18 protein-coding genes are annotated in these 12,688 nt (G+C 72.3%); all 18 read left to right on the forward strand.

The features are described 5' to 3' along the window. The first annotated feature begins 482 nt into the window (after window positions 1-482). On the forward strand, window positions 483-986 hold the full coding sequence (locus KK7_RS0113060) for a hypothetical protein (RefSeq protein ID WP_010545087.1): 504 nt from the start codon (window positions 483-485) through the stop codon (window positions 984-986). After that, on the forward strand, window positions 983-2,302 hold the full coding sequence (locus KK7_RS0113065) for a DNA-packaging protein (protein ID WP_010545088.1): 1,320 nt from the start codon (window positions 983-985) through the stop codon (window positions 2,300-2,302). The genes KK7_RS0113060 and KK7_RS0113065 overlap by 4 nt, the downstream gene beginning before the upstream one ends. Window positions 2,303-2,448: 146 nt before the next feature. Beyond that, a complete protein-coding gene (locus KK7_RS0113070) occupies window positions 2,449-2,739 on the forward strand; it encodes an EF-hand domain-containing protein (protein WP_237709208.1) in 291 nt (96 codons plus the stop codon). Next, window positions 2,736-3,836 carry a phage portal protein gene (locus KK7_RS0113075; RefSeq protein ID WP_010545090.1) on the forward strand — a complete coding sequence of 367 codons (1,101 nt, stop codon included), beginning with the start codon at window positions 2,736-2,738 and terminating at the stop codon, window positions 3,834-3,836. Before KK7_RS0113070 ends, KK7_RS0113075 begins: the two co-directional genes overlap by 4 nt. After that, window positions 3,833-4,141: a DUF6127 family protein gene (locus tag KK7_RS0113080; protein ID WP_010545091.1), complete on the forward strand. Its 309-nt coding sequence runs from the start codon at window positions 3,833-3,835 to the stop codon at window positions 4,139-4,141. The genes KK7_RS0113075 and KK7_RS0113080 overlap by 4 nt, the downstream gene beginning before the upstream one ends. Then, complete coding sequence (locus KK7_RS0113085; protein ID WP_010545092.1) at window positions 4,138-4,506, forward strand: HK97 family phage prohead protease; 369 nt, start codon at window positions 4,138-4,140, stop codon at window positions 4,504-4,506. The genes KK7_RS0113080 and KK7_RS0113085 overlap by 4 nt, the downstream gene beginning before the upstream one ends. 33 nt (window positions 4,507-4,539) lie before the next feature. Beyond that, entirely contained in the window at window positions 4,540-5,565 is a 1,026-nt protein-coding gene (locus tag KK7_RS0113090) for a phage major capsid protein (protein WP_010545093.1), read from the forward strand. A gap of 59 nt (window positions 5,566-5,624) precedes the next feature. Further along, the gene (locus KK7_RS0113095) at window positions 5,625-6,188 is read left to right on the forward strand and encodes a head-tail connector protein (protein WP_010545094.1); all 564 of its coding nucleotides are present in this window, start codon (window positions 5,625-5,627) and stop codon (window positions 6,186-6,188) included. Beyond that, window positions 6,173-6,382 (forward strand): hypothetical protein, encoded by a 210-nt coding sequence (locus KK7_RS0113100; protein ID WP_010545095.1) that lies wholly within the window; start codon window positions 6,173-6,175, stop codon window positions 6,380-6,382. Before KK7_RS0113095 ends, KK7_RS0113100 begins: the two co-directional genes overlap by 16 nt. Continuing rightward, complete coding sequence (gene gp17 / locus KK7_RS0113105) at window positions 6,379-6,786, forward strand: tail completion protein gp17 (protein WP_010545096.1); 408 nt, start codon at window positions 6,379-6,381, stop codon at window positions 6,784-6,786. Before KK7_RS0113100 ends, gp17 begins: the two co-directional genes overlap by 4 nt. 11 nt (window positions 6,787-6,797) lie before the next feature. Then, window positions 6,798-7,205: a phage tail tube protein gene (locus KK7_RS0113110; protein ID WP_010545097.1), complete on the forward strand. Its 408-nt coding sequence runs from the start codon at window positions 6,798-6,800 to the stop codon at window positions 7,203-7,205. Next, window positions 7,202-7,516, forward strand: a complete 315-nt coding sequence (locus tag KK7_RS0113115; protein WP_010545098.1) for a gene transfer agent family protein — start codon at window positions 7,202-7,204, stop codon at window positions 7,514-7,516. The genes KK7_RS0113110 and KK7_RS0113115 overlap by 4 nt, the downstream gene beginning before the upstream one ends. Beyond that, window positions 7,516-7,707, forward strand: a complete 192-nt coding sequence (locus KK7_RS0113120; RefSeq protein WP_010545099.1) for a phage tail assembly chaperone — start codon at window positions 7,516-7,518, stop codon at window positions 7,705-7,707. Before KK7_RS0113115 ends, KK7_RS0113120 begins: the two co-directional genes overlap by 1 nt. Then, window positions 7,700-8,260, forward strand: a complete 561-nt coding sequence (locus KK7_RS0113125) for a hypothetical protein (RefSeq protein WP_010545100.1) — start codon at window positions 7,700-7,702, stop codon at window positions 8,258-8,260. Before KK7_RS0113120 ends, KK7_RS0113125 begins: the two co-directional genes overlap by 8 nt. Beyond that, window positions 8,260-10,518 carry a DUF2460 domain-containing protein gene (locus KK7_RS0113130; protein WP_010545101.1) on the forward strand — a complete coding sequence of 753 codons (2,259 nt, stop codon included), beginning with the start codon at window positions 8,260-8,262 and terminating at the stop codon, window positions 10,516-10,518. The genes KK7_RS0113125 and KK7_RS0113130 overlap by 1 nt, the downstream gene beginning before the upstream one ends. Beyond that, window positions 10,515-11,321, forward strand: coding sequence for a DUF2163 domain-containing protein (locus KK7_RS0113135; protein WP_010545102.1), 807 nt, complete (start codon window positions 10,515-10,517; stop codon window positions 11,319-11,321). The genes KK7_RS0113130 and KK7_RS0113135 overlap by 4 nt, the downstream gene beginning before the upstream one ends. Next, complete coding sequence (locus KK7_RS0113140) at window positions 11,318-11,704, forward strand: hypothetical protein (RefSeq protein ID WP_010545103.1); 387 nt, start codon at window positions 11,318-11,320, stop codon at window positions 11,702-11,704. Before KK7_RS0113135 ends, KK7_RS0113140 begins: the two co-directional genes overlap by 4 nt. After that, window positions 11,704-12,688: phage tail protein (locus KK7_RS0113145; RefSeq protein ID WP_010545104.1), on the forward strand; the 985-nt coding region annotated here is incomplete at its 3' end. The genes KK7_RS0113140 and KK7_RS0113145, both read left to right, overlap by 1 nt.

Consider the following 12,688-nt stretch of genomic DNA (forward strand, 5'->3'; position numbering starts at 1 on the left):
TGAAGGCCGGGAGCTCCGATCTCCGCATGCGCCGTCCTCTCTCTCGGCGCATTGGGAACGCGATACTGTTGTGCGGGGGCACCGGGATACAGCTCGGGCATCGCGGCGCTTATTGGGCGGATTGCTGCGGTGCAAGATGGTTAACTTCCGACCACCATAGGGGATTTCCCGGATACTTCGATGAAGCGGAAATATTCGTCGTGCGGAACTGTCGCCCGATGCACGATCCTTGCGGCGAAAGAGTCCGCAAACGATTGTTTACTGCAGTGCAGTAGTTTCGGCTCCGTACTATTCCCGAATACCCGTTTCGGGATGCAACCCATCTAGTCGCTAACCTACCTGGTTAAATGTGCTTGACATCGTCACGATGGTATGGCACAAAACGGGAACGCTGAAGAATTGCGAGTCGCCGAGAGCGGCTCGGTGGGAACGGGTCGGGCACACAGGTGCCGCGGCCCGTTCGCGTTTTCGGAAGGGGTGCCATGACGGACGTGATCGGCAAGGGGGCCAATCGTCGCCTGCAGAAGCGCAAGCTGCCGGCCCATGCGTGGAGCGAAAAGCAGGAGCGCGCATTTCTGGACATGCTGGCGGCCACCTGCAACGTGGTCCGGTCGTGCAAGCACGCCAAGGTGGATCATCGCTCCGCCTATCGTCGCCGTCGCGAGAATCCGGTGTTCGCCGGCGCGTGGCGGGCGGCCATTCTCATTGGCTATGAGCGGCTCGAGGAGCAGCTGCTCGCCCAGCTTGCGACGCCGCACCCGTTCGAGGAGGACGGCATCGACGAAGTGCCGCCGGCGACCGGCACGTTCGATCCCAAGATGGCGATGGAGCTGCTGCGCCTGCACCGCGCGACGGTGGAAAACCGGGCACCGACGCCGCGCGGGCCGGTGGTCCGGGTCACCCGCGAGGAGGCCGAGGCGGCGCTGAACAAGAAGCTCGATGTGCTGGCCAAGCGGCTCGCCGAGGAGCGCGGGGAGCAGCGATGAGCCCGGTCGGTGCCGAGGATGCGCTCGCCCAGCTGGCCCTGGCGCCGCGGGACGCGCGGATGCAGATCATCCGGGAGATGCCGCGGTCGCACGTTCGCTTCTTCAACGAGGCGTGGTGGCGCTGGGCGCATGACGGCCAGTTCTGGCCCGAGGGCGACTGGCGGATATGGCTGATCCGTGCCGGCCGCGGCTTCGGCAAGACGCGTGCGGGCGCGGAATGGGTTAGCGAGATGGCGCGCAATGTGCCGAGCGCGCGGATCGCGCTGGTCGGCGCCACCGTGGACGAGGTTCGCCGGGTGATGGTGGAAGGACCGGCGGGGCTGCTGGCGGCGGCGCGCGAGCTGGAGACGATCGGGTGGCATCCGACGCGGGGCGAACTGGTCTTTGGCTCGGGCGCGCGGGCGTTCGTCTATTCGGCCGAGGCACCCGAGAAACTGCGCGGACCCGAGCATGATTTCGCCTGGTGCGACGAACTCGCCAAATGGCGCGGCGGCGCGGCGGATATCGCCTGGGACAATCTGATGATGGGGATGCGCCGCGGCGAGCGCCCCCGCGTGGTGGTGACGACGACGCCGCGCCCGGTGAAGCTGATGCGGCGGGTGATGACGATGCCCGGCGTGCACGAGACGCGGGGGCGGACGCGCGACAATCTCCACCTGCCGGCGAGCTTCGTCGAGGCGATGCTGGCCGATTATGCGGGCACGCGGCTGGGGCGGCAGGAACTGGACGGCGAGATGATCGACGACGTGCCCGGCGCGCTGTGGCCGCGGGCGCTGATCGCGCGGCAGCGGCGCGCGGTGCCGGGTGTCCTCTGCCGGGTGGTGGTGGGGGTCGACCCGCCGGCGGGGACCGGGGGCGATGCCTGCGGAATCGTTGCGATCGGGCTGGGTGCCGACGGCCATGGCTATGTGCTGGCGGATGCGAGCGTCGCGGGGCTCAGCCCCGAAGGCTGGGCCGCGGCGGTGGCGGACTGTGCTGCCCGATTCGAGGCGGAATGCGTGGTGGCGGAGAAGAACCAGGGCGGCGCGATGGTCGAAAGCGTGCTGAAGGCCGCCGACACCGCGCTGCCGATCCGGCTCGTCCATGCCAGCAAGGGCAAGGCCGCACGGGCCGAGCCGGTGGCACTGCTCTACGAGAAGGGCGTGCTGTGGCACGCGGGCGTGTTCGCGGCGCTGGAAGAGGAACTGGTCGGGCTGCAGGCGGCGGGCGGCTATCAGGGGCCGGGACGCTCGCCGGACCGGGCGGATGCGCTGGTCTGGGCGGCGACCGAGCTGATGCTGGGCCGGCGCGGCCGGGCCGCGGTGCGGGTGGTGTAGGCCATAGGTTCAAGCCCCTCCCCTTCAGGGGAGGGGTTGGGGTGGGGCTGCGTCTCGCAGAGAGCAATCAAGGTTCTGGAATCCCTCCACCCCCAACCCCTCCTCCAAGGAGGAGGGGCTCAGATCTCGATATCAGGAGACATCCAATGCGAAACTGCATGGCAGCGGGGCTGCTCGCCCTGCTGGTGAGCGCGTGCGCGCTCGATGCGCGGACCGGGCTGGCGGTGGGCGCCGGCGTGGCGGTGGCGGCGGGCGATCGCGATGGCGACGGGCTGCTCGATGCCGCCGAGGTGCAGGCGCTGGTCGAGCGCGCCTTCCCGCCGGCCGCGCTGACCGGCGGCTTCTGGGACGGCATGCGCGCCGCGCTCGGGGCCGCCTATTGGGCGCGGGACCTGGACCGGGACGGCAGGCTCAGCGTTCCGGAGCTGGCGCGATGAAGTGGTTCGGGCGGAAGGCCGCGCCGCAAGGGCAGCGGCCGGCGCTGGCGCGCGGCGGCTGGGGCAGCCTGGGCGACTGGCCGCGCAGCTACGAGGTGCAGCTGCGCGAGGGCTATTGCCAGAACCCGGTCGCCCAGCGCGCCGTGCGACTGGTGGCCGAGGCGGTGGGCGGGGCGCCGCTCGCGGGGGCCGATCCCGCGCTGGTCGCGCTGGTCGCGGCGACGTCGGGCGGGCAGCGCCTGCTCGAGACGCTGACCGCGCAGCTGCTGCTCCACGGCAATGGCTATGTCCAGCTGCTCACCGATGGGGCGGGGCAGCTGCAGGCGCTCTATGCGCTGCGGCCCGAGCGGGTGACGGTGGAGCCGGACGCCCATGGCTGGCCGGTCGCCTATCGCTACCGGGTGGGCGCGCACGTCACCCGGCTGGCGGCCGAGGATGGCGGGCGGCCGCAGATCCTGCATCTGCGCGCCTTCCACCCGGCCGACGACCATTATGGCCTGGGTTGCCTGGACGCGGCGGCGGGCGCGATCGCGATCCACAATGCGGCGACCCGGTGGAACAAGGCGCTGCTCGACAATGCCGCGCGGCCGAGCGGGGCGCTGGTCTATGATCCCGGCGACGGATCGGCGCTGGCGCCCGAGCAGTTCGCCCGGCTGAAGGAAGAGATGGAGGCCGGGTTCGCCGGCGCCGTCAATGCCGGGCGGCCGATGCTGCTGGAAGGCGGGCTGAAATGGCAGGCGATGAGCCTCAGCCCCGCCGACATGGATTTCGTGGGGCTGAAGGCGACGGCGGCGCGGGAGATCGCGCTGGCGTTCGGCGTGCCGCCGATGCTGCTCGGGCTGCCGGGCGATGCCGCCTACGCCAACTACCGCGAGGCCAATCGCGCGCTGTGGCGCCAGACGATCCTGCCGATGGCCGGCCATCTGCTGGCGGGCATCGCGCAAGGGCTCGCCCCCTGGTTTCCGCAGGCGACGCTGGCCGTGGATATCGACCGCGTGACGGTGCTCGCCGAGGACCGCGAGCGGCTGTGGCGGCAGGTGTCGGCCGCCTCCTTCCTGACCGACGACGAGAAACGCAAGCTGGTGGGGTTGCCATGACCGACGGATCGATGCTGGCCGAGCTGATCGCGCAGGCCGAGAATGAGGGTGCGGAGCTGACCACGCTGCGCGCCATCGCCGAGGAGGCGGGCACGGTGGGTGCGAACCGCGCGCTGGCCCGGCTCGGGCTGGAGGATTCGGGCGCCGCCAAGGACATGGCCGAGTTGCGCGAGCTGCTGGGCGCATGGCGGGATGCCAAGAAGTCGATGCTCAAGGCGGTGATGCAGTGGCTGGGCCGCACCGTAGCGGCGCTGGTGCTGGTGGTGCTGGCGATGCGGCTGGGCTTTCCCGGCTGGCTGAAATGAGCGTGCGCTTCGCCGGCTATGCCGCGGTGTTCGACGCCGTCGATCGCGGCGGCGATGTGGTGCGGGCAGGGGCCTTCGGGCCGGTGCGGCCGGTGCCGCTGCTCTGGCAGCATGGCGGCAGGCCGGTCGGCACGATCGAGGCGATCGGCGAGGATGCGCGCGGGCTTCGCGTGATCGGCCGGGTCGAGGACCCGCGGCTGGCGGCGCTGGTCGCGGACGGCGCGGTGGCGGGGCTTTCCTTCGGCTACCGGGTGCGCGCGGCGCGGGCGGGACGGGTCCGCGAGCTGACCGCGCTCCAGCTGATCGAGGTGAGCCTGGTGGCCGAGCCGATGCAGCCGCTCGCCCGCGTGCACGCGGTCGCCTGAGTTTTTTTCCATTTTTCTGGCGTGGAGACGATCATGGACAATCTGGAGACGAGTTTCGAACAGGCGACGCTGCCGCCGGTGCGGCCGATGCTGGCGGGTGGGCGCCCGGCGGCGAGCGCGGCGTTCGACGGCTATTTGCGCGGCGGGGTCGAGACCAAGGCGCTGTCCGGCGCCAGCGGCGCCGAGGGCGGCTTTGCGGTGCCGCGCGAGATCGATGCGCAGATCGACGTGACGCTGCAGGCGATCTCGCCCATTCGCGCGATCGCCAATGTGGTGAAGGTGGGAACGAGCGGCTACCGCAAGCTGGTGGCGAGCAGCGGTTTCGACAGCGGCTGGGCGTCCGAGACCGCCGCGCGGCCGATCACCGCGACGCCGAGCTTCAACGAAGTCGCGCCGCCGTTTGGCGAACTCTACGCCAATCCGGCGGCGAGCCAGGCGATGCTCGACGATGCGCTGTTCGACGTGGAGGCCTGGCTGGCCGGCGAGATCGCCCGCGAATTCGCGCAGTCCGAAGGCACGGCGTTCGTGAACGGCACGGGCGTGAATCAGCCCAAGGGCTTCCTCGCCGCACCCACCTCGACCGCGGCGGACGCGACGCGCGCCTTCGGCACGTTGCAATATCTGGCAAGCGGTGCGGCGGGCGCCTTTGCGGCCAATCCGGACGAGAAACTGATCGACCTGGTGCAGGCGCTGCGCGCGCCGTACCGCCAGGGGGCGAGCTGGGTGATGAATTCGGCGACGCTCGCCAAGATCCGCAAGTTCAAGACCAGTCAGGGCGAGATGCTGTGGCAGCCGGGGCTTTCGGCCAGCCAGCCGGCGACGTTGCTCGGCTATCCGGTGGTCGAGGCCGAGGACATGCCGGACATCGCCGCGAACAGCCTGTCGATCGCCTTCGGCAATTTCCAGGCGGGCTATCTGATCGCCGAGCGCGGCGAGACCCAGATCCTGCGCGATCCCTACTCCAACAAGCCCTTCGTCCATTTCTACGCGACCAAGCGGGTGGGCGGCATGGTGAGCAATTCGGAGGCGATCAAGCTCTTGAAGTTCGCCGCCAACTGAGCCGGGGCCGGGCGCGGCGCCGGGGGGTGCCGCGCCCCACAGAGATGGGGAGAACGACGATGGACGCACCGCCCTTTCCGGCGGCGGCGATCGCGGGCGCATGCGCGGCGGTGAAGGCCTATCTGCGGATCGAGGGAAGCGCGGGCGACGCCGCGCTGACCCAGGCGGTGCAGAGCGCGCTGACGCTGGGCGAGGCCTTCACCGGCACCGCCTGGATCGCCCGAGACTGGCAGGCCTGGCTGACGCGATCGCCCGACTGGCAGCGGCTGCCGATGGCGCCGGTGACCGCGATCGGCGCGGTCGAGGCCGTGGATGCGGGCGGTGCGGCGAGCCCGCTGCCGGCCGCCGCCTATGCGATCGATCTGGATGCGCGCGGCGAAGGCTGGGTGCGGCTGGCGCCCGGCGGGCCCCAGCGCGTGCGCGTGACCTTCGCGGCGGGGACGGCGCCGGGCTGGGAACAGCTGCCGTCGCCGCTGGCGCAGGGCGTGGTGCTGCTCGCCGCGCACCTAATCGAGGGGCGTGCGGACCCGGGCGCCCCGCCGGCGGCGGTGGTCGCTTTCTGGCGGCCCTGGCGGCGGCTGCAGCTGATGGCGGGAGTGCGGCGATCATGCTGGAGCAGCTGAACGCACGCGCCGATGCGATCGGCGGGCGCGCGGCAGGCGACACCGCCGCGCGGCTCGCCGAGCGGGTGCGCGACGGGGTGCCCGGCATCTCCGTGTCGGCGGACGGGGACAGGGTCATCCTGTCCGGGCGGGGGCTGTGGCGGCGCTGGCTCGCCGATCCGGCGCTTCGCTGGCTGGGAGGGCTGCTGCGATGAACCCGCACGATGCGATCAGCGGCGCGGTGCGCGCCGCGCTGGCCGGGCGGGCGGCGCTCGTGGCGCAGGTGAACGGCATCTTCGATGCACCGCCTGCGCGCACCCCGCGGCCCTATCTGCTGGTCGAGGACCCGGTGCTGACCGACTGGAGCACCAAGGACCAGGACGGCCGCGAGGTGCGGATCGCGGTGCTGGTGCGGGATCTGGGCACGGCACGCGCGCGGGCGCGGGGGCTGGCGGATCTCGTCGAGGCGGCGGTCGCGGCGATGCCCGCGGACCTCGGCGGCGGCTGGCGGGTGGCGAGCTGCGGGCTCGTTCGAAGCCGGCTGGTCGCGGAGGACGCGACCGACCTGACCGCCGTGGTGGAGCACCGCGTGCGGATGCTGCGCGACATCAATCCATAAGGAGACGGAACATGGCGGCAGAGAAGGGCAGTGCCTTTCTGCTCAAGGTGGGCAATGGCGCGGTGCCGGTGGTATATGCCACGGTGGCGGGGCTGCGGACCACGCAGCTTTCGGTGAACGGCGAGGCGGTGGCGATCACCAGCAAGGATTCGGGCGGCTGGCGCGAGCTGCTGTCCGGCGCCGGCGTGCGATCGGTGAGCGTTTCCGCCGCGGGCGTGTTCACCGGATCGGCGGCGGAGGTGCGGGTGAAGGCCAATGCGCTGGCCGGCACGCTCGACGACTATCGGCTGAGCTTCGAGAGCGGCGAGACGATGACCGGCAGGTTCCTCGTCACCCGGCTCGACTATGCCGGGGATTTCAACGGCGAGCGCAGCTACACGCTGAGCCTGGAAAGCTCCGGCCCTGTGGTGAGCGCATGACCGGCGCGGCCAATCCGGTGCGCGGCGAGGCCGAACTGCGGGTGGCCGGCGTCGCGCTGGTGCTGCGGCCCAGCTTCGAGGCGCTGGTCGCCGCCGAGGCCGAGCTGGGGCCGTTGTTCGCGCTGGTCGAGCGCGCGGCGGCCGGGCGGCTGGGGCTGGGCGAGATGGTCGCCTTGTTCTGGCATTGCCTGAAGACGCCGCCCGAGGGGCTGACCCGCGAGGCCTTTGCCGAGGGCGTGGCGCAGGCCGGGCTGGCCGCCGCCACGCCGGTGCTGAAGGCGCTGCTCGGCCAGATACTGGCGGGGCGGTGATGCGCTTCGCCGATGCCGCGCGGCGGCTGGCGGGGCTGGCGGGCCTGGCCTTTGGCTGGAGCCCCGAGCGGTTCTGGCGCGCGACCCCGGCCGAACTGGCGGCGCTGGTGACGGCGGCGGCGGGCGAGGCGGGCGAACCGCCCACGCCCGACCTGATCGCACGCTTGCAGGAGCAATTCCCCGATGGATGAGGAAATCGAACGGCTGGTGGTGTCGGTGCGCGCCGACACCACCGGCTTCGCGCGCGACGTGGAGGCGATGCGCGGCAGCCTGGAAGGCCCGCTGGCCGGCGGTGTCGATCGCGCCGGGCGCTCGATCGAGGCGACGCTGCTGCGCGCCGCAAGGACGGGCAGGATGGGCTTCGACGATCTCGCCACGGTCGCGCTCAAGGTGATGGAGGAGATCGCGCAGGCGGCCACCGGCATCGCCATCCCTTCCTTGGGCGGTGGCGGCGGCGTGGGGCGTGGGCTGGCCTCGCTGCTCGGCGGGCTGCTGGGCCTGCCGGGGCGGGCGACCGGCGGGCCGGTGAGCCCGGGGCGGCCCTATCTGGTCGGCGAGCGCGGCCCCGAGCTGTTCGTGCCGACCAGCGCCGGGCAGGTTGCGGTGCCGGCGCAGGGCGGCGCGCGCGACGTGCGGGTGGCGATCACCGTCAACGCAGCCGCCGGCACCGCCCCCCAGGCGCTGGCGCAATCCAGCCGGCAGGTGGCCCGCGCGGTGCGCGCGGCGCTGGCGGGGCTGGACTGATGGGCTGGTGGCTCGCCGACGCGCGGCGCGACCAGGCCGAAGGCGTTCTCTCCCGTTTCGATCCCCTCTACTGGACGGTCGATTTCCCGCGGCCGATGATGGCGAGCGTGGTGACCACCGCGCCCGATGCGCTGCGGGTGGACCTGGTCTTCCAGCGGCGCGGCGACCTCGCCGGGCTGATCTGGGAGGCGGAGGACCGCTGGGACCATCCGCTGCTCGCCTATGCGACCGATCGCGATTTCCGCGGCTGCCGGCTGCGGTTCCGCTGGCGGTCCGCAGGGGTGATGCCGCTCGACGCGGTCAACGGTCCCGTCCTGACGATCGAGGGGCGCGACGAAAGCGGGGCGGCGCGCGCCTGGTATGTGCGGCTGTGGAACTATGCGCAGGGCACCCCCCTGGATGCGGCGGTGGCGATCGACTTCGCCACCGTGGAGGGCGGGTTCCTGCTGCCGTCCGAAGCGGACCCCGTATGGGCGGGCGATATCGACCGGATGTTCGTGTCGCTGGTGCCGCCGGGCTATGTCGCGGACGACGAGACCGCGCTGTCTGCCCCCGCCGAAGCCTGGGTCGAACTGACCGATATCGCGTGCGAGGGCCCCGGATCGGTGCTGGCGATCGGCGAAGTGGTGGTGCCCGAACATGGGCTGTCGATCGCGACCGGCTATGACGACGCCTATAACCAGGCGCCGGCGCGGTTGCTGCGCAACATGCTGCAGCTCGGCTATCGCGGCGACATCCTCCATTATGTGGGGATGAGCCATTATCTGCGGCTCGAGGGCCTGTACGGCGGCTTCTATGTGAGCCTGGCCGGGGGCGCGCTCAACCGGGCGTGCGCGGCATGGCATGCGGATTTCGCGGCACGCGCAAAGGCGCTCGGCTATGGCGTGATCTGGTCGCTCAGCTACGAACTGCTCGACCAGCATGTGTGGGGCGACTGGAAGCAGCGCGCGGCCGATGGCAGCCCGGCGCTGACCGGTTGGAGCCCGCCTTCGACGCTGCTGTCGCCCGCGCATGGCGGGGCGATGGCCTATCTGCGCGCGGTGGCACTGGCGTTTATCGGCATCGCGCAGGCGGCGGGACTGCCGGTGCAGTTCCAGATCGGCGAGCCCTGGTGGTGGGTGATGGCCGATGGCCGGCTGTGCATCCACGACGCGGCGGCGCAGGCGGCGCTGGGCAACCCGGCGCCGCAGAACCTGCGCGGGCCGGTGAACCCGGGGGTGCTGGACGCGGCGGGGGCGCTGCTCGCGGCCTCGACGCTGGCCCTGCGCGATGCGGTGAAGGCGGCGGCGCCGGACGCCCGCGTGCTGCTGCTCGCCTATCTGCCGACCGTGCTCGATCCGGCGATGCCCGAACTGAAGCGCGCCAACCTGCCGACAGGCTGGGCGGCGCCGGCCTTCGATGTGCTGCAGCTGGAGGATTATGACTGGGCGGCCACGGGCAATGCCGCCGCGTCTGAAAAGGCGCTGGCGGCGGCGACCGCGCGGCTCGGCTATCCGGTGCCGCAGCAGCATTATCTCGCCGGCTTCGTGCTGCGCGCCGAGGACAAGGCGCAGTGGCAGGCGATCGCTGAGGCGGCGGCACGCGGCCGCGCCCGCGGCGTCGCGGCGACCTTCATATGGGCGCTGCCGCAGGTGGCGCGCGACGGCTTCACCCATTTCGACCAGGAGGCGGAGATGCCCCCCTTCGACGACGTGCTGTTCCCGATCGCGCTGGGCCGCGAGGCGGAGGTGGCGCCCGAGCTTTCCACCGCGATCGTGACGAGCGCGGGCGGTGCCGAGCGGCGCAACGCCGCCTGGGCCGAGGCGCGGACGCATTATGATGTTGGCCCCGGCGTGCGTTCCGAGGCGGATATCGCCGCGCTGCTCGGCTTCTTCCGGGCGCGGATGGGGCCGGCACGCGGCTTCCGGTTGCGGGATCCGTTCGATTTCGACGCGAAGGACGCGCCGATCGGCATCGGCGACGGCACCAATGCGCGCTTCCAGCTGGCCAAGACCTATGGCGACAGCGTGCGGCGGATCACCCGGCCGGTGGCGGGGACGGTCTCGCTCAAGCTGAACGGGGCGGCGACGGCTGCCTTCACGCTGGGCGCGGGCGGCGTGGTGACGCTCGACGTGCCGCCGGCGGCGGGGGTGCAGGTGACCGCCTCGTTCCTGTTCGACGTGCCGGTGCGCTTCGCCGAGGACCGGCTGCGGGTGAGCCGCGCGACGTTCCTTGCCGGGGCGGCCGCCTCGGTGCCGCTGGTGGAGATTCGCGAATGAGCTGGCTGGAGGGCATGCTCACCACCGTCACGCTTTGCTGGCGGATCGAGCGGCGCGACGGGGTGACCCTCGGGCTGACCGCGCACGACCGCGACCTGCTGATCGACGGGCTGCTCTACCGCGCCGCGCCGGGGATGACGCCGAGCGCGGTCGAGCGCAGCGCCTCGCTGGAGGCGGACAGCATGGACGTGCACGGCGTGCTGGCGAGCGATGCCATCGCCGAGATCGACCTGCTGGCCGGGCGGTGGGACGGGGCGCGGGTGTCGCTGTTCGCCACCGACTGGACGGCGCCCGGCGCGCGGGTGCCGCTGGGCGAGGGAACGATCGGCGCGATCGAGACGCAGGACGGGGCGATCACGGCGGAGCTGCGCGGCCGCACCGCCGCCTTCGATGCGCCGGTGGCGGAGGCGACCTCGCCCGATTGCCGGGCGCAGCTGGGCGACGCGCGGTGCCGGGTGGCGATGGCCGGGCGGCGGCGGTTCGCGCGGGTGCTCGCGGTGGACGACGCGGAGGTGCGGCTGGATCGCGCCGAGCCGATCGCCAATGCCTATGGCGGCGGCCGGCTGCGCTGGTTCGGCGGGGCGAACAGCGGGCTGGAGGATGCGATCGCGGTCTCCGACGGGGATCGGGTGACGCTGCGGCGGCCGCCGCGCTTCGACGGCGTGGGTGCGCTGGTCGAGCTGATCGAGGGCTGTGACGGCCGGTTCGAGACCTGTGTGGACCGGTTCGGCAATGCCGCCAATTTCCGCGGCGAGCCCTATCTGCCGGGCACCGACCTGCTCACCCGGTATCCGGGCGCATGAGCGGGGCGGCGGTGCTTGCGGCGGCGCGGGGCGCGATCGGCGCGCGGTTCCGGCCGCAGGGGCGGGATCCGGCGACGGGGCTCGATTGCGTCGGGCTGGCGGCGCTCGCGCTCGGGCGGGCGGCGCCGCGCGGCTATCGGCTGCGCAGCGACGACGTCGGCCATGCGGTGGCCGCGCTGGAGGCGGCAGGGCTCGTCCCCGCGGCGGAACCGCGGGCGGGGGACCTCCTCTTGTGTCGCAGTGGTCCGGGACAGCTGCATCTGGCGATCCGTAGCGAGGACGGAATCGTCCATGCCGACGCGATGGCGCGGCGCGTGGTCGAGCGGCCGGGGCCGGTGCCCTGGCCGGTGCTCGGCTGCTTTCGCCTGAGGGAGGACAACTGATGGCAACGATGGTGCTCACCGTGGCCGGCGGGCTGGTCGGCGGTCCGTTCGGGGCGCAGCTGGGCGGCATGATCGGCGGCGCGATCGATCGCCAGCTGCTGTTCAAGCCGGCGGCGCGCGAAGGGCCGCGGCTCGCCGACCTGCGGGTGCAGACCTCCAGCTACGGCACAACGATTCCGAAGCTGTTCGGCACGATCCGGGTGGCGGGCTGCGTGATCTGGGCGACCGACCTGATCGAGCACCGCGCGTCCCAGAGCGGCGGCAAGGGCCAGGCCTCCACCAACATTTATAGTTACACGGCCTCGTTCGCGGTCGCGCTGTCGTCGCGCCCGGTCCTGGGGGTCGGGCGGATCTGGGCGGACGGGCAGCTGCTGCGCGGGGCGGCGGGCGACTTCAAGGTGCGTACCGGGTTCCGGCTCCACCGCGGCGGGGAGGACCAGTCGGTCGATCCGCTGATCGCGTCGATCGAGGGCATCGGTCGGGCACCGGCGCATCGCGGCCTTGCCTATGCGGTGTTCGAGGATCTCGAGCTGGCAAGCTTCGGCAACCGGATCCCCCAGCTCAGCTTCGAGGTGATCGCCGATGCCGGGCCGGTCGCGATCGGGGCCATCGCGGCGGCACTGGTGCCGCTGTCGGCGGAGGCGGTGGCGCCGCCGGTCGCGGGCTTTTCGGCCAGCGACACGGTGCAGGGGACGCTGGACGCGCTGTGTACCGCCGCCGGGGCGTGGTTGCACGATGACGGCGGGCCGCTCGCGCTGCTGGCGGGTACCGGTACGGCCGTCGCGCTGCCCGATGGCGGCGCGCGGGAGGTGGGTGGACAGGGCGCCCGCGGGCGGCGCGTCATCGCCGCGCCGGACACCGCGCCGCGTCGCCTGAGCATCGGCTATTATGATCCGGCGCGCGACTATCAGGCCGGGGTGCAGCAGGCGCGCCGGCCGGGCGGCGGGGTTCGCGAGACGCGGATCGACCTGCCGGCGGGGCTCG

It is taken from the genome of Sphingomonas elodea ATCC 31461 (assembly GCF_000226955.1).
GTDB classification, from domain to species: Bacteria; Pseudomonadota; Alphaproteobacteria; order Sphingomonadales; family Sphingomonadaceae; genus Sphingomonas; species Sphingomonas elodea.

What these genes read in the sequence shown, in the direction of transcription:
- KK7_RS0113060 (WP_010545087.1), top strand. Translation starts at nt 483, where the DNA reads ATGACGGACGTGATCGGCAAGGGGGCCAATCGTCGCCTGCAGAAGCGC.
- KK7_RS0113065 (WP_010545088.1), top strand. Translation starts at nt 983, where the DNA reads ATGAGCCCGGTCGGTGCCGAGGATGCGCTCGCCCAGCTGGCCCTGGCG.
- KK7_RS0113070 (WP_237709208.1), top strand. Translation starts at nt 2,449, where the DNA reads ATGCGAAACTGCATGGCAGCGGGGCTGCTCGCCCTGCTGGTGAGCGCG.
- KK7_RS0113075 (WP_010545090.1), top strand. Translation starts at nt 2,736, where the DNA reads ATGAAGTGGTTCGGGCGGAAGGCCGCGCCGCAAGGGCAGCGGCCGGCG.
- KK7_RS0113080 (WP_010545091.1), top strand. Translation starts at nt 3,833, where the DNA reads ATGACCGACGGATCGATGCTGGCCGAGCTGATCGCGCAGGCCGAGAAT.
- KK7_RS0113085 (WP_010545092.1), top strand. Translation starts at nt 4,138, where the DNA reads ATGAGCGTGCGCTTCGCCGGCTATGCCGCGGTGTTCGACGCCGTCGAT.
- KK7_RS0113090 (WP_010545093.1), top strand. Translation starts at nt 4,540, where the DNA reads ATGGACAATCTGGAGACGAGTTTCGAACAGGCGACGCTGCCGCCGGTG.
- KK7_RS0113095 (WP_010545094.1), top strand. Translation starts at nt 5,625, where the DNA reads ATGGACGCACCGCCCTTTCCGGCGGCGGCGATCGCGGGCGCATGCGCG.
- KK7_RS0113100 (WP_010545095.1), top strand. Translation starts at nt 6,173, where the DNA reads ATGCTGGAGCAGCTGAACGCACGCGCCGATGCGATCGGCGGGCGCGCG.
- gp17 (WP_010545096.1), top strand. Translation starts at nt 6,379, where the DNA reads ATGAACCCGCACGATGCGATCAGCGGCGCGGTGCGCGCCGCGCTGGCC.
- KK7_RS0113110 (WP_010545097.1), top strand. Translation starts at nt 6,798, where the DNA reads ATGGCGGCAGAGAAGGGCAGTGCCTTTCTGCTCAAGGTGGGCAATGGC.
- KK7_RS0113115 (WP_010545098.1), top strand. Translation starts at nt 7,202, where the DNA reads ATGACCGGCGCGGCCAATCCGGTGCGCGGCGAGGCCGAACTGCGGGTG.
- KK7_RS0113120 (WP_010545099.1), top strand. Translation starts at nt 7,516, where the DNA reads ATGCGCTTCGCCGATGCCGCGCGGCGGCTGGCGGGGCTGGCGGGCCTG.
- KK7_RS0113125 (WP_010545100.1), top strand. Translation starts at nt 7,700, where the DNA reads ATGGATGAGGAAATCGAACGGCTGGTGGTGTCGGTGCGCGCCGACACC.
- KK7_RS0113130 (WP_010545101.1), top strand. Translation starts at nt 8,260, where the DNA reads ATGGGCTGGTGGCTCGCCGACGCGCGGCGCGACCAGGCCGAAGGCGTT.
- KK7_RS0113135 (WP_010545102.1), top strand. Translation starts at nt 10,515, where the DNA reads ATGAGCTGGCTGGAGGGCATGCTCACCACCGTCACGCTTTGCTGGCGG.
- KK7_RS0113140 (WP_010545103.1), top strand. Translation starts at nt 11,318, where the DNA reads ATGAGCGGGGCGGCGGTGCTTGCGGCGGCGCGGGGCGCGATCGGCGCG.